We start from the raw sequence: 20,694 nt of genomic DNA, 5'->3' as shown, positions 1-20,694 counted from the left end.
CACCGACAAACCGAACTTGTCGATCAGGTAGAAAGTGAAATAGCTGTTCAGGCTGGCCAGATAGAAGTACTTGGAAAATATCAGCACGCCCAGCACCGCCAGCGCGCCGATCACCCGATTGCGCGACAGCCCGTTGCCGGTGCCCGCCGTGCGCGCGCGCGGCTTCAACATGACGCGGTTGGCGCTGTACCAACGGCCGATACCGATCAGCACCACGATGCCGAATAGTGCCGCGAAGGCAAACCAGGCCACGCTGCGCTGGCCGTGCGGAATGATGAACAGCGCCGCCAGCAGCGGCCCCAGCGCCGACCCCACATTGCCCCCCACCTGGAACAGCGACTGCGCCAAGCCGTGCCGGCCGCCCGAGGCCATGCGCGCCACCCGCGACGATTCCGGGTGGAACACCGACGACCCCGTGCCGACCAGCACGGCGGCTACCAGCAGCCAGCTGAACGACGGCGCCACCGACAGCAGCAATAGCCCAGCCAGCGTGAAGCTCATTCCCACGGGCAGCGAATAGGGCTTGGGATGGCGGTCGGTGTACAGGCCGATGAAGGGTTGCAGCAGCGAGGCCGCCAACTGATAGACCAAGGTGATCAGCCCGATCTGTGCGAAGGACAGGCTGAACGAATCCTTCAACATGGGGTAGATGGCCAACAGGATCGACTGGATCATGTCGTTCATCAAATGCGCCACGCTGATCGCGCCCAGCACTTTATAGGCGGTGGATGGGGGGGTGGACGTGGCAGTGGACGTGGCGGCGGACGGGGCGGCGGTCGCCTGCGCAGCGGGCGCGGGCACGATGGCGTCCGACATGCCGGCAACGGGATTTTGGGCGGGGGTCATGGGCGGCTTTTGCGATGGGGTTGTGTTTGGCTGACAGCCAAAGCCAGCCATCAGTGTAGAAACCGGCCGCTGCGAAGATCTGCCAATTTTCATCGACCAAGTGACAAAATAGCGCCACCCTGCCCGCCGTCGCGGCCTCATCCTTTGGTTGGAAGTGACATCATGGCCACCCGTCTTGCCCCGCCCGACCCCGCCCGCAGCATCAACGCGCAGGACTACCAGGACCGCCCGCGCGTCGTCACCGCGCTGGCCAAGGAATTTCGCGCGGGCGCGCAAACGGGCGCGCACTCGCATCCCCGCGCGCAGCTGATCTACGCGGCCGAAGGCGTGATGCGCGTCACCACACCCAGCGGCTTCTGGGCGCTGCCGCCGCTGCGCGCCTTGTGGGTGCCGGCCGGCGTGCCTCATGGGGTGGACATGGTGGGCGCCGTGTCGATGCGCTCGCTTTACATCCAGGCCGATGCCGCCGCCGGCTACTGGCCGCAACCCCAGGTGGTGGAAGTGAGCGGCCTGCTGCGCGAACTGATCCTGGCACTGACGGCCGAGCCCATCGACTACCCGCTGGGGGGCCGGGCCGAGCAGATCGCCGCGTTGATCCTGTCTGAACTAGCGGCCGCGCGCGTGCTGCCCATACAAATCCCCTGGCCGCGAGACCGCCGCTTGCAGACCATCTGCGCGGCCATCCTGGACCAGCCCGGCCTGCAACGCGGCATGGAAGCCTGGGGCAACGAGGTCGGCGCCAGCGCGCGCACGCTGATCCGGCTGTTCCAGGCCGAACTGGGCCTGAATTACCGGCAATGGGTGCAGCAGGTGCGCCTGGCTGACGCGGTCTGCCGCTTGTCGGAAGGCGTGCCCGTTGCCCGCATCGCGGCCGACCTGGGATACCGCAGCATCAGCGCGTTCAGCGCCATGTTCCACCGCGCGTTGGGCGCGCCGCCGCAGCGGTATCAACAGGGCTCCTGGCGCCTTACCGAAAGCTGAATCACAACAGGCGCATGCAACCGGCCTTGCTGTTTGTCACGGCGCGCAATACATTTCACAGCGCAATTCCCGTCGCTCGCGCACGCAAGCCGCGTCGCGCGTATGCTAGACCCCGTCCCTATATCTACCGCGGCACACGCCCCCCACTTGGCTTCGGCAAGTTTGGTTACTGAAACCTTATGACGCCATGGCCGGTCTATAGCGTTCTGTCCTAGAATCGCCTGCAATGAGCACCCCCCAGCAATCCTCCGCCAACCCGGGCGGCAAATCGGGCCTTCCCTGGAAGCGCATCCTGGTCAAGACGGGCATCGTCGCGGCCGGCGTCGGCGCGTGCGGGGCCGTCGTGCTTGGGCTGGCATTGGCCCTGGCCTGGCCCAGCCTGCCCGACCTGCACGCCATGACCGACTACCGGCCGCGCGTGCCGCTGCGCATCTACACGGCCGACAAGGTCCTGATCGGCGAATACGGCGAAGAACACCGCAACGTGCTGCGGTTTGATGAAATCCCGCCGGTGATGCGCCAGGCCGTGCTGGCGGCCGAGGACGACCGCTTCTACAGCCACGGCGGTGTCGACTGGATGGGCGTGGCGCGCGCGGTACTGACCAACGTGGTCAAGGGCTCGAAGTCGCAAGGCGGCAGCACGATCACGATGCAGGTGGCGCGCAATTTCTATCTGTCTTCCGAAAAGACGTATTCGCGCAAGCTGTACGAGCTGCTGCTCACGTTCAAGATCGAAAACGAGCTGACCAAGGACCAGATCCTTGAGCTCTACATGAACCAGATCTATCTGGGGCACCGCGCCTATGGCTTCGCGGCCGCGTCGCGCGCTTACTTTGGCAAGCCGCTGTCGGAAGTGACCCCGGCGGAAGCCGCCATGCTGGCCGGCATCCCCAAGGCTCCGTCGCGCTTCAACCCCATCACCAATTTCCCGCGTGCCGAAATTCGCCAGCACTACGTGCTGGGCCGCATGAAGGCGCTGGGCTACCTGACGCCCGAGCAGGCCGACGAAGCGCTCAAGCAACGCCTGACGATCCGGGGGGCTGACGGCACCAGCGCGCGCGGCTTCGCCGTGCATGGCGATTACCCGTCGGAACTGGCACGCCAGTTGATGTACGGCGTGTTCCAGGAAGAAACGTATTCCAAGGGCATCGACGTCTACACCACCATCGATTCCAAGGCCCAGGAAGCCGCTTACCGCGCGGTGCGCGATGGCGTCATGGACTACACGCGCCGCGCCGTATATCCCGGCCCGGAAGATCAGATCGACCTGCCTGACGGCGTCGAAAGCGATGCCCAGGCGCTGGACGAGATTCTGGACGGCGTGCAGGACAAGACGCCGGACAGCGAGGACCTGCTGGCGGCGGTCGTCCTGTCGGCCAGCCCTACCGAAGTGAAGGTAGCCCGCAGCGCGCGCGACATCATCACCATTTCGGACAAGAAGGCGCTGGCCGTGGTGGCGCGCGCCTTGAACCCCAAGGCCAGCGACAGCCAGCGCATCCGTCGCGGTTCGGTCGTGTACATCCACAAAACGGGTGGCAAGGACAGCGACACCTGGGAAATCATCAACATGCCGGCGCTGCAAGCGGCGTTGGTGTCGATGGCGCCGCAAGATGGCGCGATCCGCGCCATGATCGGCGGCTTTGACTACAACCGGGGCAACTTCAACCGCGTGACGCAGGCCTGGCGCCAGCCCGGTTCCAACATCAAGCCGTTCGTCTACGCCGCGGCGCTGGAACGCGGCTTTACCCCCGCCACGCAGATCTCCGACCAGCCGTTCATGCTGACGGCCGCGCAAACGGGCTCCAAGGACTGGCAGCCCAAGAACGACGGCAACAAGTACGAACCCATGCTGACGTTGCGCCAGGGCTTGTACCGGTCCAAGAACATGGTGTCGATCCGCATCCTGCAAGCGATTTCGCCGCAGTACGCCCAGGACTACCTGACCCGTTTCGGCTTTGACAAATCGCGCTGGCCGGCGGTGCTGCCGCTGGCGCTGGGCGCGGGCGGCGCCACGCCGTTGCAAGTGGTCAATGGCTATGGCGTCTTCGCCAACGGTGGCTATCGCGTGACGCCGTACCTGGTGGACCACGTCACCGACCGTTCGGGCAAAGTGCTGATGCAGGCGCAGCCCGTCAAGGCGGGCGACGAAGCGGCGCGCGCTATCGACCCGCGCACCGCCTGGGTCATGGACGACATCCTGCGCGGGGTCACTACCAGCGGCACGGCCGCGCGCGCGCACCAGGTGCTGAAGCGCAACGACGTCGGCGGCAAGACGGGCACCACCAACGACGCGGTGGACGTCTGGTTCTCGGGCTTCACGCCCGATCTGGCCACGACCGTCTGGATGGGCTTTGACCAGCCCAAGTCGCTGGGCACCAACGAATTCGGCAGCGGCCTGGCGTTGTCCACGTGGCTGGACTACATGCAGCCGGTATTGAAGGGCATGCCCGAAGCCAAGCAGCCGCCGCGTCCGGACGGGCTGCTGGTGGAAAACGGCGAATACTATTTTGCGGAATTCCCGCCCGGGCAGGCGGTGGCGTCGCTGGATTTGTCGTCTGGGGATGCGCTGACCGATTTCCTGAACAACAACCGCAGCACGGATGGCGTGGACACGTCCGTCAAGCCGCTGCCGAGCCCCGGTGGCGCCGCGCTGCCGCAAAATTCGAACAACAGCGCCGTGCAGCCGCCGTTGCAGCCCATTCCGGTACCGAGCGCCGCGAATGTTGCGCCGGGGGGCATGGCGGGCGTCGCGACGTCTGGACTACCGGCGGCGGGCATACCGGCTTCGGGTGTACCGGCGGCGGGCGTACCGGCTTCGGGCGTACCGGCTTCGGGCGTACGGGCTACGGGCGTACCGGCGGCGGGCATGCCGGCGGCCACCCTGCCTGCTGCCGGCAGCGCGGAAGATGCCGCTGCGCGCGCCAGCGCGGTAACTACGTCCAGCTCGGTCATCGCCCGGCCGCTGTAACCGACCAACGCTGTAACCGACCAACGCTGAAAAACGACACGGGCGCCCTTTGCGGCGCCCGTGTCGTTTCCCTGCTTTCTCGTGCCACGGTGACCGTTAAACGGCCCCCTCCCTCGTCCCCCGCGCCCGTCGGCCTACTCCTCTACCGCAAGCTCGGTCACGACCTCGCGCGGCCAGGCCGTCAGCGATTCCAGGTCCAGGAACGTGAAGTAGCCGGATCGCCAGCCTTCGGTATCGATGTGATAGACGTTGCCCAGGACCAGCGGCGCGGCCACGGGCGTGTGCCCGGCCACCACCGCCCGCACGCCCTGGATGCCGGTGCGGTTCATCTGCCGCAAGCGGTCGCGCGACCACTGGCACGTCGCGCTGGTGCGCTTGTAGCGATCTTGCAGCGCGAACTCCAGGCGCGGCCAGAACAGCACCGGGCAATCCGCATGCAGCAGGCCCACCGCGCCCTCGCGGGTTTCGACTTCGATCGCGATGGGAAGCTGGGCAAACGCGTCGGCAAACACTTGCTGCTGGTCGACGGGCAGGTCCAGGAACCAGCCGCCGCCGTAACCGCGCCAATTGGTCACGTCCACCTTGCCGGTGCGCACATGACGAATCGCATAGTCTTCGTGGTTGCCCTGGACCGCGTAAAACCAGGGCTGGGCCAGCCATTGCAGCGCGGCTTCGCTTTCGGGGCCGCGATCAACCAGATCGCCCACGGAAAAGAGCCGGTCGCGGGCCGGGTCGAAACCCAGCCGGTCCAGGCTTTCCTGCAAACGCGAAAAATGACCGTGCACGTCGCCGACCGCGAAATCGCGGCCATGCTCGTTACGCGGGACTTTTAAAAATCGCTGCTCCATGATGCTTCTCGACTGCCGGTTGCGGGGCGAGCAAGACCCGTCCCTTGAAACAAACCGTGGCGGCTCGCGCCCGGTATCTCCCGACCTGTCTTTTTAACCCGCTTTAGTTGACGCCGGCCTTGCACCCCTGGCCATCCGGGGGTCAAATATTCCGTTACGAGAATCGCTATTATTCGTGATAATGTTCCGCCTTCCTCACAAACAGCTTAAAGGGGGCCGCGCGCGCCGCCGCCCCCTTCCGCCGCCATGACAGCCGCGTCCACCATCAAAACCTGGTACTGGATCCACAAGTGGACCAGCCTGGTTTGCACCATCTTCCTGCTCATCATCTGCCTGACGGGCTTGCCGCTGGTTTTTCACCATGAAATCGAGCACTGGCTGGATGACGCCAAGCCGCTGTCCAACGTGCCGGCCAACACGCCGCCCGCCAATCTGGACAAGCTGGTCGCCAGCGCCCTGACCATGTATCCGGGCGAAGTGGTTGATTACCTGTTCTTCGACCCCGACGAGCCCCAGGTGTATGTCGGCATGGCCAAGAAGCCAGGTGATGGCCAGGCGTCCGGGCACGCGGTCCGCATGGACGGCCGCACCGGCGACGTGCTGCTGGAAGGCCCGCTGTATACCGAAGACAAGTTCTCGTTCATGGGCATCATGCTGGCCCTGCATGTGGATTTGTTTGCCGGCTTGCCGGGTGAGTTGTTCCTGGGCTTCATGGGGCTGCTGTTCTGCGTGGCTATCGTGTCAGGCGTGGTGTTGTACGGCCCGTTCATGAAAAAGCTGGAGTTCGGCACCGTCCGCGCCGCCCGGTCCACGCGCCTGAAATGGCTGGACCTGCACAACCTGCTGGGCATCGTGACCCTGGTGTGGGCCTTCGTGGTGGGCTTTACCGGCGTCATCAACGAACTGTCGACCCCGTTGTTCCGCCTGTGGCAGTCCACTGAATTGGTCCGCATTCTGGAACCCTACAAGGGCCAGACCGTGCCCACGCAGTTGGCCTCGGCGCAACTGGCGGCCGACACGGCCAAGAAAGCCATGCCGGGCAACGAGGTGTCATTCATCGCCTTTCCGGGCAACGCTTTCGGCAGCCCGCACCACTACATCGCCTGGATGCGTGGCGACACGCCGCTGACCTCGAAGCTGAACACGCCCGTGCTGGTCGACGGCAGAACCGGCGAACTGACTACCGTGGCCAAAATGCCGTGGTACCTGACCGCGCTGGAAGTGTCGCGCCCGCTGCACTTTGGCGATTACGCGGGCCTGCCGCTGAAGATCATCTGGGCCTTGCTTGATCTCATCACCATCGTGGTGCTGGTCAGCGGCCTGTACCTGTGGATTGCGCGGCGCCGCGCCACCGAGGCGCGCATCAACGAGCTGGTGAAAAAGCACCAGGCCGCCGCCGCCCCGCAAAGGAATCCGGCATGAGCGCCCGCCACACCAAAGGCCGCACAGGTCGCGGCTTCATGTTCGTATGGGGCGCGCCCATCCTGCTGGGCGTGCTCAGCGTCTTTGGCCTGTTGGCCGCGCTGTTGGGCACGGGCGCCTGGCACTGGGCGTCGTGGATCACGTTGACCATCCTGCTGGGGGTCATCGTCCGGTACTGGGTGTTCCCGCTGAAACACTAGGCGGGTCATGGGGCCCCGCTGCCCCATCCGACGCCCTAGTCCCGCGCCCCGGTCCCGCGCCCTGTCCTGGGCCGGTCCTGGACCCGATCCCGGGGCGTTGTCCCCGCCCTTGAGCCAGACCTTGAGCCCGGCCCTTGAGTCCGGCCATTGAGCCCGGCCATTGAACCCGCCTTCCCCAGGCCGGCTATCGGCCGAATTGTTCCGGGTCCGGCCCCAGCCGCGCGCCGCTCTTGATGCCGTCAATCGCGGCCATCTCATCCGCCGACAGTTCAAAATCAAAAATGTCGATGTTCTCGCGGATGCGGGCGGGCGTGACCGACTTCGGGATCACGATAAGGCCGCTTTGCACGTGCCAGCGCAGCGTGACCTGCGCCGGAGACTTGCCGTGCTTGGCGGCCAGGTCCACGATGACTTTTTCTTTCGTCACGCCGCCCTGTGCCAAGGGGCTCCAGGATTCGGTGGCGATGCCGTGCTTGGCGTGGAAGGCCCGTAGCTCCTGCTGGGCGAAGCCCGGATGCAGCTCGATCTGATTGACCGCCGGCGTGACGCCAGACGTCTCGATCAACTGTTGCAGGTTGGCCTGCGTGAAGTTGGACACCCCGATCGAACGCGCGCGGCCGTCTTCCTTCATTTCGACCATCGCGCGCCAGGCATCCAGGAACTGGGTGCTGCCCGCCACCGGCCAGTGGATCAGGTACAGGTCCACATAGGCCAGGCCCAGCTTTTCCAGGCTTTCGTCCATGGCCTTGTGGGCGTCGTCATAGCCGTGCTTGTCGTTCCACAGCTTGGTGGTGATGAACAGGTCCTTGCGCGCCACGCCCGATGCGCGCAAGCCCGCGCCCACGCCTGCCTCGTTGCCGTAGATGGCCGCCGTGTCCACCGACCGGTAGCCGGCCGCCAAGGCTTCCTTGACGCTGGCGGCCGCCTGGTCATCGGGCACCTGCCAAACGCCCAGCCCCAGTTGCGGGATGTTGCTGCCGTCGTTCAATTTCACTGCGGGTACCTTCGCCATAAGCCCTCCGAAACATGCAACGCAACGCTCGCACGGCGAATACGCGCCAGGTCGCGCAATCCAGGGGCACAGCCCGGCCAACCCCGGATTGAAGAGATAAAAAAGCGGGCTTGCCGAGCTGCGCCCACATTGCGATACCGGTCCGACATCCCCAGGCAATGGTCCGCAAATACCAGGGGTTATCACCCAAATAATAGCGCCCGTGCCGGATAATGCCCTTCACACCGCTCCACCCCCCGCTTTCGCCCCCCAAGGCCAGCCATGAATTCCCCTGACGCGCCCCCGAAGAATCGCGGCGGTTTTTCTACCTTGCGCACCCTGTTCCCGTACTTGTGGCCGCCCGGCAAGACCGGGCTCAAGGTGCGCGTCGTGGGCGCATTGCTGTGCCTGTTCGCGGCCAAGGCGGCCACCGTTTATGTGCCACTGATCTACAAGCACGCCATCGACGAACTGGGCAAGGGTGCGCCCGGCGCGGTGACGGTGCCGCTGGGCCTGATCCTGGCCTATGGCACCGCGCGCGTGCTGTCGCTGCTGTTCTCGGAATTGCGCGACGCCATCTTTGCCCGCGTCGGCCAGCACGCCATCCGCGCGGTGGGCTTGCAGATCTTTCGCCACTTGCACGCGTTGGCGCTGCGTTTTCACCTGTCGCGCCAGACCGGCGGGCTGACACGGGCCATTGAACGCGGCACCAAGGGCATCCAGACGCTGCTGTCGTTTTTGCTGTTCAACATCCTGCCCACGTTCTTTGAAATCGGGCTGGTGTGTATTGTGCTGTGGAAGATGTTCGACATCTGGCTGGCCGCGGCCACCGGCGCGACAGTCATCCTGTACATGGCCTATACCCTTGCCGTCACGGAATGGCGCGCCAAGTTTCGGCGCCAGATGAACGAAACCGATTCAGAAGCCAACACCAAGGCCATCGAAAGCCTGTTGAACTACGAGACGGTCAAGTACTTTGGCAACGAAGAGCACGAGGCGCGCCGCTACGACGCCTCGCTGACGCGCTACGAGCGGGCCGCCGTGCGCAGCCAGGTCAGCTTGTCGATCCTGAACGTGGGCCAGGCCGCCATCATTTCAGTGGGCCTGACGCTGGTGATGTGGATGGCCGCCACCGGCATCGCCCAGGGCCGCTACACGCTGGGCGACTTTGTCCTGGTCAACACCTACCTGTTGCAGCTGTACCAGCCCCTGAGCTTCTTCGGCTTCATCTACCGCGAAATCAAGCAGGCCATGATCGACATGGAACGCATGTTCGAACTCTTGGGGCAGGACCGCGAAGTGGCCGACCGCCCCGACGCCCTGCCGCTGCGCGTGGCGGGTGGCCAGGTGGAATTTCGCGACGTGTATTTTGGCTATGACGCGCGCCGCCCCATCTTGAAGGGCGTGAGTTTCACCATTGCGGCGGGCAAGACCGTTGCGGTGGTCGGCACGTCGGGCGCGGGCAAATCCACCATCGCCCGCCTGCTGTTCCGCTTCTACGACGCGGACAGCGGCGCCATCCTGGTCGACGGCCAGGACGTGCGCAACGTCACCCAGGCCAGCCTGCGCGCCGCGATCGGCGTGGTGCCGCAAGACACCGTGCTGTTCAACGACACCATTCACTACAACATCGGCTACGGCCGGCCCGGCGCGACCGAGGCCGAGATCCAGGCGGCCGCGCGCTTGGCGCACATCCACGACCTGATCATGACCATGCCGGACGGCTACCAGACCATGGTGGGCGAGCGCGGCCTGAAACTATCTGGCGGCGAAAAGCAGCGCGTAGCCATCGCCCGCACCATCCTGAAGAACCCCGCCATTTTCCTGTTCGACGAAGCCACCAGCGCGCTGGACACCCACACCGAACGCGAGATCCAGGCGAACCTGCGCGAAGTCAGCCAGGGCCGCAGCACGCTGATCATCGCGCACCGCCTATCCACTGTGGCCGACGCCGACGAGATCATCGTGCTGTCCGAAGGCCGCATCATCGAACGCGGCCGCCATCCGCAGCTGCTGGCGCAACGCGGCGTCTACGCCGGAATGTGGGCGCGCCAGCAGGACGGCGCGGCGTCCAACGAAGACGCCAATGTCAGCGACGCCCCGGCCAGCAATCCGGTGAACAACCCAGCCAACAGCCCGGCGGATTGACAAGCCCCATCGCCCTGACCGAACATCGCACCCTTTCGTAAAAAGGCCCGCCATGCAGGAACCCTCGCTTGCCCCCGAAGTCCGCGTCTGCGCGGCATCCGACCTGGCCAACGGCGGCCTGGGCGTCAAAGTGCCGGTGTCCGACGGCTCGGGTCAGACCACTGCCTTTTTCGTCCGCTACCAGGACCGCGTGCATGGATATCTGAACCGCTGCGCCCACGTGGGCGTGGAACTGGATTGGGAAGGCAGCTTCTTCACCCGCGCGGGCGACCTCATCATGTGCGCGCGCCACGGCGCGACCTATCAGCCGGACACCGGCTTGTGCGTCGGCGGGCCTTGCAAGAACGGGCGCCTGACCGCGCTGACGGTGTCGGAACGTGATGGCGCCGTGTACTGGCACCCCACCGGCAAGATCGTTCCGCGCGACGGCGGCTGACAGCTGGCCGACGTTGGCGTTTGGCGTTTCCGACTTGACGTAACCATCGTCGCTGACGCTACGCCCCCGCCACGGCTGCCTGCGCCGGCGGCTGCCGTTCCGCATAGCGCCGCGCCAACACGGCGCACACCATCAGCTGCATCTGGTGAAAGATCATCAAGGGCAGCACCACCACGCCCATCTGCGACGTGCCGAACAGCACGGTGGCCAGCGGAATGCCGGACGCCAGCGACTTCTTCGACCCGCAGAACACCAGCGTGATTTCGTTCTCTTTGGACAAGCCCAGCTTGCGGCTGCCCCAGGTTGTAATCACCAGCACCGAGCCCAGCAGCAACGCATTCACCAGCACCATCGTGGCCAGGTCGATTGCCGGAAACGCGTGCCAGATGCCCTGCGCCACGGCTTCACTGAAGGCCGTGTAGACCGCCAGCAAAATCGAACTGCGATCCACCTTGGACAACGTGCGGCTGTTGCGCTGCGCCCAGGCGCCGATCCACGGCCGCAACAGGCTGCCCACCGCAAACGGCAACAGCAGCTGCGCCAGGATGCGGCCCGCGTCGGCCAACCCGTGTCCGCCGCCCTGCCGATGCAGCAACACCGCCACCAGCAACGGCGTCAACACGGTGCCCAGCAAGTTGGACGCGGTCGCCGCGCAAATGGCGCCCGGCACGTTGCCCCGCGCCATCGACGTAAAGGCAATGGACGACTGCACGGTTGAAGACAGCGTGCATACGAACAGCACGCCCAGCCACAGTGAAGGCGTCAGCAGACCGGGGAACAGGGCCCGCAAGCCCAGCCCCAACGCGGGAAACAGAATGAAGGTGCAGGCCAGGATCAACGCATGCAGGCGCACGTCCTTCACGCCGGCCACGATGGCATCGGTGGAAAGGCGCGCGCCGTGCAGAAAGAACAGCAACGATATCGCCACGTTGCTGGCCACCATCATGAACGTGGCGCCCTTGCCCACGGCGGGGAAAAAGCTGGCAAACGCCACGGTGGCGATCAGGATCAGCGTGAATTGGTCAGGTAAAAAGCGGCGCATGGCTAGGTTTCCAGGAAATTACGGAAAACTATAGGCGCGCCCCTTGCCATCGTGAAGGCCATTGATTACTTTGACTGTCATCGAAAAGTTCTATGACCCTATTGGCTTGCCATGCTTAACCCCTTGTGGCTCAAGACCTTCACGGTGGCCGCCGGCGCCCCCAGCTTTACCGAAGCCGCCCGCCGCCTGGGTCTGACCCAGCCCACTGTCAGTGAACATATCCGACAACTGGAACAGTCCGTGAACCGGCGCCTGTTCCTGCGCGACACGCATTCGCTGGCGCTGACCAGCGACGGGCGCAGTTTGCTGGTGCATGCCGAGATCATTCTGGACGCGCACGAACGCGCCGCGCGGCTGTTCGATGCGCCGCGCCTGCGCGGTCGCGTGCGGCTGGGCACGTCGGACGATCTGGCGATGGGGCCGCTGCCGGATGTGCTGGCCGCGTTTCGGCTGGCGCACCCCGAAGTGGAACTGGACCTGACCATCGGCGTCACCAGCGAGCTCTACAAACTGCTGGACGACAACGAGCTGGACGTGATGATCGGCAAGCGGCGGCGCGGCGATCGCCGGGGCCAGACGCTGCACAAGGAAGCGCTGCTGTGGCGCGCCAAGGAAGGCCTGCGATTTGCGCCGGATGCGCCGCTGCCATTGATATTGCTGCGCGAGCCGAGCGTGACGCGCACGCTGACGCTAGACGCCTTGGCGCGCGCCGGCCGCAGCTGGCAGATCGTTTGCACAAGCACCAGCTACGCGGGCTGCCAGGCGGCCGCGCGCGCGGGGTTGGGCATTACCGTGCAGCCTTCGCACCTGTCCACGGCGGGGCTGGCCGCGCCCGGTGGCGCGACGCAACTGCCCGCTTTACCGCAAGTGGAATTCATCGTCATCTCGGCTCCGGCCCCCAACAAGCCCACGCGGGCGCTGACCGACATCCTGATGCGCAGCACCTTGACCTGACCTTGCCACAAGGTGCGGATGCGGCGGCGGCGGGCCGTCAATACACGCCCGCCCGGGCTCAGGCTTATTCCGGCAGCGGATCCGGCACGCCGTCTTCGTCCACGCTGGTCACGCGGTCCAGCGCATTGCGCGCGGCGGACATCGCTTCGATGGCGCTGCGAAAGCGGCGGCTGACAAAAATTTCGAACGGCTGGCCTTCGGGCGGCGCGGCGGCCGGCTCGGCGCCATCCGGGTCCGCCGCCTGCTGTGCACCGGCCTCGCCTTCCTTGACCTTGGCCACCAGGCGCCGCGTCTCCAAGAACGCCCGGGGCGGCGTGCGCCCTTCGGGTTGCGTCGCGTACGCCACCACCGAAAATCCGTTGATCTTCTTCTCTAGCATTACGGTTCCCTTGCGCCGCGGCCACAGTCGGCGCAGCTTGTTCCTAGCGACAACGGCGCGGCAAACGGAAACTTAAGCGGCATGCAAAAAGCCGGCGTTGATCTGCATCAACGCCGGCTTTTTGCCTGGGCACAGCCACACAAACGACTCTATTTTGTCGACTGTTATGTTGTCGACCGCTACTTGGTCGCCGCAACCGCGTCCATGCGCACACGCACGTAATCGGCCACCTGGGCAAGCACCGTCGTCAAATGCCCGCGCAACAAGTCGAATCCGGCGTTGCGCTCGCGCGTGGCTTCGTCCATATACAAGGGGCGCCGAATCTCGACCTGCAAACTGTGCCGGTTCAACGCCGGCTGGCCGATCTGCGCAATCAGTTGCACGCCCTTGTAGGGGTCGTTGCGCGCGACGGTATAGCCCAGGTCGCGCAGCGCTTTTTCGATCAGCGCGATGAACTCGGGCTCGCACGTTGTACCGTCCCGGTCGCCCAGCACGAAGTCCGCCAGCGGATGTTCGCTTTGCCGGCCCAGGCGTTCGTACGCGTCGTTGGGCATGGAATGCAGGTTCAGGTGCCACACCGCGCCAAAGCGTTGTTCGGCGCTGCTGATGGCCTGCGACAACGCCGCGTGATAGGGCTCGTAGTAAGCCTGGATGCGATGCCGCACCTCGGCCAGGCTCAGCTTGCGATCGTAGATGGGCGTGGCCTTGTCCATGCGGCGCCAGATCAGCCCCTTGCCCAAGCGGGTCTTCTCGCCCGGCGACAGCGGCTGCGGCCACGGTTCAGCCAACAGGTCGGGGTCCAGGTCCTGCAAGGTGCGGTTCGGGTCGATGTACACGCGCGGAAAGTGCGCGGCAATCAGCGTTGCACCCAGCGTGGGCGCCGCCGACCACAACGCGTCCACGTGCGTGTCTTCGCCCTGGCGCAATTGCGCTTGCGTTGCCACCGCCCCGAAATCGTCGGGATAGCGTTCACCGCTATGCGGCGAATCACAGACCAGCGGCAAGGCCGGCCCCTGAGGTTCATGCACGGAAACCACGTTGAAATCGGCAAGCGTCATCGTCAGTCAGCCTGAATGTTGGCGGCCTTGGCCACCTTGGCGTAGCGGGCCAGGGCCTGTTCGATCTGGACCTGGAACTCTTGGGGCGTCGTGGGCATCAGCGTACCACCCACGTCTTCGGCCTTCTTGCGGAACTCGGGGTCTTGCATCGCCGCGCGCACCGCCTGGTTCAGGCGGTCGACCACGGCCGTCGGCGTACCGGCCGGGGCCACCAATCCGAACCAGCCGCCCGTGCCCATGTCGGGATACCCCAGTTCGATGTAGGTCGGCACGTCCGGCAGCAGCGGCGAACGCTCGGCGCCCAGCACGGCCAACGCACGCAGCTTGCCGCCCTGCACCTGCGGCAGCGTGGACGACAGGTTGTCGGTGATGGCGTCGACCTGCCCGCCCATCACGTCGTTCAACGCAGGACCCGCCCCACGGTAAGGCACGTGCAGCAGCTTGATGCCGGACAGCATCATGAAATTCTCGATGTTCACATGCCCCAGCGATCCCACGCCGGGCGAGGCGAAGCTGTAGCGGTCAGCCGGCGCCTTCTTGGCCAGCGCCACGAATTCCGCCATGTTCTTGGCCGGGATATTCGGGTTGATGGCAAGGATGCTTGGCACCGCCAGCACGTTCGCCACAGGCGCGAAGTCCTTGATCGGGTCGTAATTCATCTTGCGATACACGGCCGGATTCGAGCCGTGCGTGCTCATCGTCGCCATGCCGATCGTGTAGCCGTCCGGCGTGGATCGCGCCACCTGTTCCATGCCCATCGAGCCGCCTGCGCCCGCCTTGTTTTCAACCACGATGGTTTGCTTGAGGTCGCGACCGGCATATTCCGCGACCAGGCGGGCAACGATGTCGGTCGAACCGCCCGCGGCGAACGGCACCACCAGCTTGATGGGACGCGAAGGGTAGTCGGCGGCTTGGGCAATGCCGGCAAAGGACAGCGTGGCGAACATGCCGGCAAGCGCAAAGCGCGCGGACCGGCCAAGCAGGCGGCGAGACATGGATCGACTCCGAAAGGGAAACGTTGAAGTAAGGGTCAGAACTGGTTGTCAGACAGAGACAGGCCGCCAGTGTCCAAACTTTACGGTCCCCTTTCAAACGACTATATTGCACTCCTTCATTACCAAAGGTCATGCTAAATGCGGCTGCATTCGCCGTCCATGTCCGAGCTGCACGCCTTTATCGCGGCGGCACGCTTGGGGAGCTTCACCCTGGCGGCCCAGACGCTGTGCGTCACCCAAGGGGCCATCAGCCGTGCCATTGCCCGCCTCGAGGCCCACTTCGGGCAGCCGCTGATGCATCGCAATGCGCATGGCCTGACGCTGACCGAAATGGGCCAGAAGTTGTATGACGGCGCGCACACGCCGCTACAAGCCATCGAAAAGCTCAGTGCCGACCTGCGGGCGGATGACCGCCGGTTGCGCTTGACGCTATCCACGGTGCCCACCTTGGCCAGCGCCTGGCTGGTGCCGCACTTGCCGGACTTTCATCGGCGCCATCCCGATATCCAGCTTAATTTCGCAGCCTATCGGCGCAATGAGGACTTCTCTAGCACCACGCCAGACGCCAGCATCCTGTCCGGCACTCCGGAACAATGGCCCGGGTGCCAGGCCGATTACGTCATCGGCCGCGAAGTGGTCGTTATTTGCCACCCCGACCGCTTGGCCGCCCGCCAGGTGCAAGGGCTATGGAGCACCCCGCACGGCCTGCTGGGCGAACCCCTGCTCTATCACACCAACGGCCAGGACAACTGGGCGCAATGGTTCAACGCAGCCGGCGTGCCACGCCATGCCGTTACGCTGTCCAAGGGGTTTGATCAGGTGTCCATCTTGATCCGCGCGGTCATGGCGGATATGGGGGTCGCGGTATTGCAACGCTGCCTGGTGCGCGACGAACTTCAATCCGGCCAGGTGGCCGCGCCCTTCCCTGATCTGCCCATTCGTCTGAGCCGGGGATACCACCTGTGCGCGCCAGCGCAGCGCCGCGACCATTACGCGCTGGAATGCTTCCGGCAATGGTTGCTGGACACGGCGCAAGCCGACCCCGACGTTATCGCGGCCAGATCGGCGTCGTGAAAACGGCGAAAGGCCGTGAAGTGCGGGACGTCTCCATCGACACCTCTGGTTTCACCGCGCACGGTATACTTGAAACCAAATAAAACGGGCCTCTTCACAGAGGCCCGACCTTAAGTGCGGCGATAAAACGATCAAGGTGCCAGCTTGAATCCCAGGTCCACGCCCCACTTATCGGTTTCACGCAACCATTTCGCCCCGCAGCTCAGGCACCGGAAGTGATCTTCGCGACTCTCTTCGCGCCCTTTCTGCGTGGGATTGGTGAAACCTTGATGTCCCAGGTGCGAATGCGGCGCGACGCCGGCAAGGCCCGGGTTAATGCGTTGGCAAGCCAAACACATAACGCTCATTGATGCTTCCCCACAAACAGTGTTAGCAAATTGTAAGGGATTTCACCAATGTTTTTCTATCGATTTATAACAATTGAACGACAATAATTGTTAACAAGGGCGTTTAAACAACGTTAGGCATCGCCGCCAGGGCAGTGGCCAAATGGTACGGCGATGTCGACGGCATGTCGGCACGCACGACCTCGCCCTGCCCGCTCAGGCATTCGTGCCAACCGCCGTCATGGACGAAATGGGTACGAAAACTGGCCAGCCCCGACTCCAGCGCCGGCCAATCACCCAGCACCGCCAGCGCCCTCAGGTATTCCGTCTGCGCCCAAATCCGCCGCGTACCGTCCACCACCGCCCCCGACTCATCCAAGGACGCCAGCACGCCCGGGCCTTGTACGTCCACCCCGTGCGCGCGTGCCCATTGCACCGCGCGCGGCAAGGTTTCCACCAGCTCCAGCCCTTCAAACACCTGCGCCGCGCCGTGCACCAGCGACAGCCATTCAAACTGGTGACCCGGTTCAAGCCGGTTGCCCGCCGTGCCTTGCAACGCTTCGGAAATGCACTGCGTGGGACCGTGCACGAAGAACTGGCTGACACCTTGCGCCAGCGTGCGCAGATGCTGGGCAAACAGCGCGGGCTCGGCAACCTGGGCGGCCGCCAGATACGCTTCCGTAAGGTGCATCATGGGATTTTGCGCGGGCGGGCGCAGCGGCGTCAGCCAATCGGCGCTAAGCGCCGCATGGTAGAGCCCATCATTTGTCTTGAAGCGCGCCTCAATTGCCGACGCCGTCGCCAGCATGAGCTTGCGCGCATCCGCATTACGGCTGCGCTGAAAATACGCCGAACACGCCAGCACCACGAAGGCGTGGGTATATAAGTCCTGGGTGTCGTCCAACGGGCGCGCCTCGGCGTCCACGCTGTACAGCCAGCCGCCATGTTCATTGCGAAACACGCGGCACAAGGACGCAAACAAGCGGTCCGCATGCTGGCCTGCGGCAGCACCAGACGCCTCTGAGAAAACATAGAGTTGACGCGCGCACGCCATGGCCCGATATCGGCTGGGCGGCAGCGGCTTGCCCGTTGCGGCATCCAGCGATTCGTAGGGCAGACCCAATGCGCCGTTGAAACCCTGCCCCATCCAGAGCGGCAGGATGACGGAGTCGAAATGTGCGCGTAACGCGCGGACATGCTCCGTCAGAATAGGAGTGGTCTGTGCGGCAATCATCTTGGAACGACCCATACCCGAAAAGGGCCCCAGGTTTTGGAGCAGCAACGATAACCGAAAATTTCGTCGCAAATTTTGGAGTATTTTCCGCAGCCTCATGCACACACAGACCGGTACCACCGATCAGCTCCGTCCAGGGCGGATAAGCCCTATCGGAAGATGTTTTCCTCGACCCAGTTCTGCGCGAATACTTCCGCGCGATCTCGTGCTTCGTCTAATGAAGCGCAGTTGCCCAAGTGGGAAAACGCGGCATCCACCTCGGTGCCGCCCTCGGCCGTTACCGTCAGCAAGACGCCATATCCGCCGGTATCCATGGCCGCTGTGGAAACGTCGATCAGTACTTCCTGGTCACGATGCTGCATGTGCTACCTCCCAGTCGGTTACCTAAACGCGTGAACCACGCGTGACGTGGCGGGACGAAATCCCGCGTAATTGAATAGACCTGAAAGCGTCACGCAAGTTCATCTTACTGGCGAGATAACAAGCGCGATACGTCCGGAAGATGCCAAATCACACATTCCGTCTCAGGAGATTCCCGTACTGCCCTATAAATACCCCCTGACGTGCGACATAACGCGAAATCATTCGCAAACTATGCGGCAATTGGGCGCAACTTGCTTCAAAGCGCAGCAAGCGCACGCGCATAAGGGGGATCGATATGTGCTGCAAGAAAGCCGGCGAGCGTGCCGGCGGGCAGCGTTCAGCGCACGTGGATGGCGCTGGGCTCTTCCATGCGAAGGGCGAGCTTGCCCTTTTCGGTGATCAGCCAGCGGCCATCTTCGCCCGGCTGAATGCAGCGCAAAGTTTGAAGTGCCTGCGAAATTTCGACAGGCACTTGTGCTTGCGCGGCGCCGGGTTCGCTGTTGTCAGCCACGATGCGCAGCCAATGACCCAGTTCGCCTTTCTGAAAACGATGCAATGCCATGCTGATTCTCTCTTCAATGGCGTTAACGATAGCATGCTCGTCAAGCCCGCCCGGCTATGCAAAAAGCTTGGGCACCGACGACACCAGCAAGGCAATGCCGGACAACGTCAAGAGGCCCAGCACCACGCGCCGAAACGTCACGTCGCTGATGCCGACATACACCCGCGCGCCCAGTAATGTCGGCACCAGCATGGCCGGCACGATGATGGCAAACAGCGGCAGCATGTCTGTCGTTACCACCCCGGTGACGATGTAGCTTGCCATCGTCACCGCCAGCATCGACAAGTTGAAATTCTGAATGACCGAGCGCTGCACGTCGCGCTCGAAGCCGCGCAAGGTGCACCACAACGTCGGGATGACGCCCGTGAAGCCGCCGATGCCGCCCATGATGCCGCCCATCGCCCCCACGACTCCATCCGCCACCTTGCCGCCCGCCGTAATACGCGGCAAACGCGTGGCGAACAACATGATCGGACACCAGACGGCCAGCAAGCCGCCGATGAAGGTCTTGAATATCAAGGGGTCAAGATGCGGCAAGACCTTTACCCCGATGGGGATGCCCACCAATCCGCCTAGAACAAACGGCAACAGGTTCGACCAGGAAAAGCCCCGGCGCACGGTGAATGCCGCCAGCAGCTGGCCGGTCAGTGCGCCGAAGACCGTCATCGCGGCAGCCAGGCGTGGGTCGATGGTCCACGCCCAGAACGACATTGCCACCATCCCGAAGCCGAACCCAGACAATCCCTGAACGAAGCCGGCAGCCACCGCGCCCAACACGACCAGCACATATAGCGAATCCATTTCTGCCCCATTTGCCGCATTTCTGCCGCGCATCCCCACGCGTTGCCAGGCCACTCCCGGCGCGACATTCTAGTGCGTTCTACGAAGGCCGCAGTGCAAGCGGGCGCTTCACGCGCGCGGCGACCGCCGAGGCGGCGACGCTGATGCCGATCAACGTCAGGCCCAGCGCCAGGTCGGCCGACAGGCGTTCATGAAAGACGACGGACGACACGACAAGGCCGATCACCGGCACACACAGCATCGCAATGGACGTAGCCACGGGCGGCATTTTTTGCGTCATGCCCAACACCACGATGAACGTCAGCGCCGTCGCAAGCGGACCGGTGTACAGGATGATCGGCCACGCATCGGGCACCGTCAAAAAGCCGGGCGCGCCATCGCGCATCCAGGCCAACGCCGCCAACGGAATCGTGGCAAGCGCGGTTTGCCAGGGAATCATGTCGGCGCCCAGGCGCACGTGACGATTGCCGCGCAGCTGGATGATGTTGCACGCCCACGCGAACGAGGCGCCCAGCAGCATGACCAGGCCCACTACGGTATGCGCCTGCCAAGGGCTGAATGCCGGCGCCACGATCACACCGATGCCCGCATAGCTGAGCGCCGTCGCCACCCATTGGCCGGCGTTCAGGCGTTCTTTCAGAATCAGTGCCGACAAGGGGATGACCCAAATCGACGTCGCGTAGGCGACCACGGACGCTCGTCCCGGCGCCACGTACTGCAAGGCCCACAACGCCAGCGCGGTAAACGCGCCCATCTGCAACAGCGCCACGCCGGCCACCAGCGGCCATTCCTGGCGTGTGGGAAACCGCAGTCGACCCAGCGCCGCCAACACCAGCACGCTGACCACGGCGGCCGACCCGAACCGGCTGGCGGCAAGCCACAACGGGCTCATGTGTGCCAACCCCATCTTCATGACGGGCCAGTTTCCACCCCAGACCATGACCGCGCCCACCAGCGGCAAAAACTTGCGCAACGTGCTTTGCTGACTTATCACCACAGGATCTACCGCTTGAATATTCCGCACTTCGGCCCATTTGCCGAAGAAAGAAATAGTCTATAGGGTTAA

General features: G+C 64.2%; 21 protein-coding genes. 8 read left to right on the top strand and 13 right to left on the bottom strand.

Going from position 1 to position 20,694, the window contains the following annotated elements; translation table 11 throughout:
• The coding region (locus tag YH64_RS27145) for an MFS transporter (protein WP_185975428.1) at positions 1-846 on the bottom strand (846 nt) is incomplete at its 3' end.
• A gap of 162 nt (positions 847-1,008) precedes the next feature.
• On the opposite strand from YH64_RS27145, the gene YH64_RS27140 reads away from it, so the two are divergent.
• Positions 1,009-1,827: a helix-turn-helix domain-containing protein gene (locus tag YH64_RS27140; RefSeq protein ID WP_046807403.1), complete on the top strand. Its 819-nt coding sequence runs from the start codon at positions 1,009-1,011 to the stop codon at positions 1,825-1,827.
• 226 nt (positions 1,828-2,053) lie between these two features.
• Entirely contained in the window at positions 2,054-4,795 is a 2,742-nt protein-coding gene (locus YH64_RS27135) for a penicillin-binding protein 1A (RefSeq protein ID WP_046807404.1), read from the top strand.
• 134 nt (positions 4,796-4,929) lie between these two features.
• Here the strand turns inward: YH64_RS27135 and YH64_RS27130 are convergent, their stop codons facing one another.
• Positions 4,930-5,643 (bottom strand): metallophosphoesterase, encoded by a 714-nt coding sequence (locus YH64_RS27130; protein ID WP_046807405.1) that lies wholly within the window; start codon positions 5,641-5,643, stop codon positions 4,930-4,932.
• Between the two features lie 246 nt (positions 5,644-5,889).
• Here YH64_RS27130 and YH64_RS27125 point away from each other — a divergent pair, with 246 nt between their 5' ends.
• Entirely contained in the window at positions 5,890-7,065 is a 1,176-nt protein-coding gene (locus YH64_RS27125; protein ID WP_046807406.1) for a PepSY domain-containing protein, read from the top strand.
• Entirely contained in the window at positions 7,062-7,265 is a 204-nt protein-coding gene (locus YH64_RS27120; protein ID WP_046807407.1) for a hypothetical protein, read from the top strand. Before YH64_RS27125 ends, YH64_RS27120 begins: the two co-directional genes overlap by 4 nt.
• Positions 7,266-7,449: 184 nt before the next feature.
• Here the strand turns inward: YH64_RS27120 and YH64_RS27115 are convergent, their stop codons facing one another.
• Positions 7,450-8,277: an aldo/keto reductase gene (locus tag YH64_RS27115; RefSeq protein ID WP_046807408.1), complete on the bottom strand. Its 828-nt coding sequence runs from the start codon at positions 8,275-8,277 to the stop codon at positions 7,450-7,452.
• A 261-nt stretch (positions 8,278-8,538) separates the two neighbouring features.
• Between YH64_RS27115 and YH64_RS27110 the strand changes: the two genes are divergently transcribed.
• Both YH64_RS27110 and YH64_RS27105 read left to right on the top strand, forming a co-directional pair.
• Positions 8,539-10,404, top strand: coding sequence for an ABC transporter ATP-binding protein/permease (locus YH64_RS27110; protein ID WP_046807409.1), 1,866 nt, complete (start codon positions 8,539-8,541; stop codon positions 10,402-10,404).
• A 52-nt stretch (positions 10,405-10,456) separates the two neighbouring features.
• On the top strand, positions 10,457-10,840 hold the full coding sequence (locus tag YH64_RS27105; RefSeq protein ID WP_046807410.1) for a Rieske (2Fe-2S) protein: 384 nt from the start codon (positions 10,457-10,459) through the stop codon (positions 10,838-10,840).
• A gap of 58 nt (positions 10,841-10,898) precedes the next feature.
• Here YH64_RS27105 and YH64_RS27100 read toward each other — a convergent pair whose 3' ends face one another.
• Positions 10,899-11,882, bottom strand: a complete 984-nt coding sequence (locus YH64_RS27100; RefSeq protein ID WP_046807411.1) for a bile acid:sodium symporter family protein — start codon at positions 11,880-11,882, stop codon at positions 10,899-10,901.
• 111 nt (positions 11,883-11,993) lie between these two features.
• Here YH64_RS27100 and YH64_RS27095 point away from each other — a divergent pair, with 111 nt between their 5' ends.
• The gene (locus YH64_RS27095) at positions 11,994-12,836 is read left to right on the top strand and encodes a LysR substrate-binding domain-containing protein (protein ID WP_046807412.1); all 843 of its coding nucleotides are present in this window, start codon (positions 11,994-11,996) and stop codon (positions 12,834-12,836) included.
• 64 nt (positions 12,837-12,900) lie between these two features.
• Here YH64_RS27095 and YH64_RS27090 read toward each other — a convergent pair whose 3' ends face one another.
• The 3 genes from YH64_RS27090 to YH64_RS27080 all read right to left on the bottom strand — a co-directional run bounded on the left by YH64_RS27090 (position 12,901) and on the right by YH64_RS27080 (position 15,268).
• Positions 12,901-13,215 carry a hypothetical protein gene (locus YH64_RS27090; RefSeq protein ID WP_046807413.1) on the bottom strand — a complete coding sequence of 105 codons (315 nt, stop codon included), beginning with the start codon at positions 13,213-13,215 and terminating at the stop codon, positions 12,901-12,903.
• Positions 13,216-13,394: 179 nt separating this feature from the next.
• Positions 13,395-14,273, bottom strand: a complete 879-nt coding sequence (locus YH64_RS27085) for an N-formylglutamate amidohydrolase (RefSeq protein ID WP_046807414.1) — start codon at positions 14,271-14,273, stop codon at positions 13,395-13,397.
• A gap of 2 nt (positions 14,274-14,275) precedes the next feature.
• On the bottom strand, positions 14,276-15,268 hold the full coding sequence (locus YH64_RS27080) for a tripartite tricarboxylate transporter substrate binding protein (RefSeq protein WP_046807415.1): 993 nt from the start codon (positions 15,266-15,268) through the stop codon (positions 14,276-14,278).
• Between the two features lie 138 nt (positions 15,269-15,406).
• Between YH64_RS27080 and YH64_RS27075 the strand changes: the two genes are divergently transcribed.
• Positions 15,407-16,342 (top strand): LysR substrate-binding domain-containing protein, encoded by a 936-nt coding sequence (locus YH64_RS27075; protein WP_046807416.1) that lies wholly within the window; start codon positions 15,407-15,409, stop codon positions 16,340-16,342.
• A gap of 131 nt (positions 16,343-16,473) precedes the next feature.
• Here the strand turns inward: YH64_RS27075 and YH64_RS30865 are convergent, their stop codons facing one another.
• The 6 genes from YH64_RS30865 to YH64_RS27045 form a co-directional block, all read right to left on the bottom strand.
• A complete protein-coding gene (locus YH64_RS30865; protein ID WP_025135384.1) occupies positions 16,474-16,689 on the bottom strand; it encodes a hypothetical protein in 216 nt (71 codons plus the stop codon).
• A 103-nt stretch (positions 16,690-16,792) separates the two neighbouring features.
• Positions 16,793-17,902, bottom strand: a complete 1,110-nt coding sequence (locus YH64_RS27065; protein WP_046807429.1) for an AGE family epimerase/isomerase — start codon at positions 17,900-17,902, stop codon at positions 16,793-16,795.
• Between the two features lie 149 nt (positions 17,903-18,051).
• Positions 18,052-18,264 (bottom strand): hypothetical protein, encoded by a 213-nt coding sequence (locus YH64_RS27060; RefSeq protein ID WP_008159938.1) that lies wholly within the window; start codon positions 18,262-18,264, stop codon positions 18,052-18,054.
• 338 nt (positions 18,265-18,602) lie between these two features.
• On the bottom strand, positions 18,603-18,827 hold the full coding sequence (locus YH64_RS27055) for a hypothetical protein (RefSeq protein WP_046807417.1): 225 nt from the start codon (positions 18,825-18,827) through the stop codon (positions 18,603-18,605).
• A gap of 54 nt (positions 18,828-18,881) precedes the next feature.
• Positions 18,882-19,628, bottom strand: coding sequence for a sulfite exporter TauE/SafE family protein (locus YH64_RS27050; RefSeq protein WP_046807418.1), 747 nt, complete (start codon positions 19,626-19,628; stop codon positions 18,882-18,884).
• Positions 19,629-19,707: 79 nt separating this feature from the next.
• Positions 19,708-20,619 (bottom strand): DMT family transporter, encoded by a 912-nt coding sequence (locus YH64_RS27045; protein WP_046807430.1) that lies wholly within the window; start codon positions 20,617-20,619, stop codon positions 19,708-19,710.
• Positions 20,620-20,694 lie beyond the last annotated feature (75 nt).

The organism is Achromobacter sp. LC458 (assembly GCF_001005835.2).
In the GTDB taxonomy this organism is placed as follows: domain Bacteria; phylum Pseudomonadota; class Gammaproteobacteria; order Burkholderiales; family Burkholderiaceae_B; genus Achromobacter; species Achromobacter spanius_B.
Note: the sequence above shows the minus strand (reverse complement) of the source record. Positions and strands in the feature narration are given on the sequence as shown.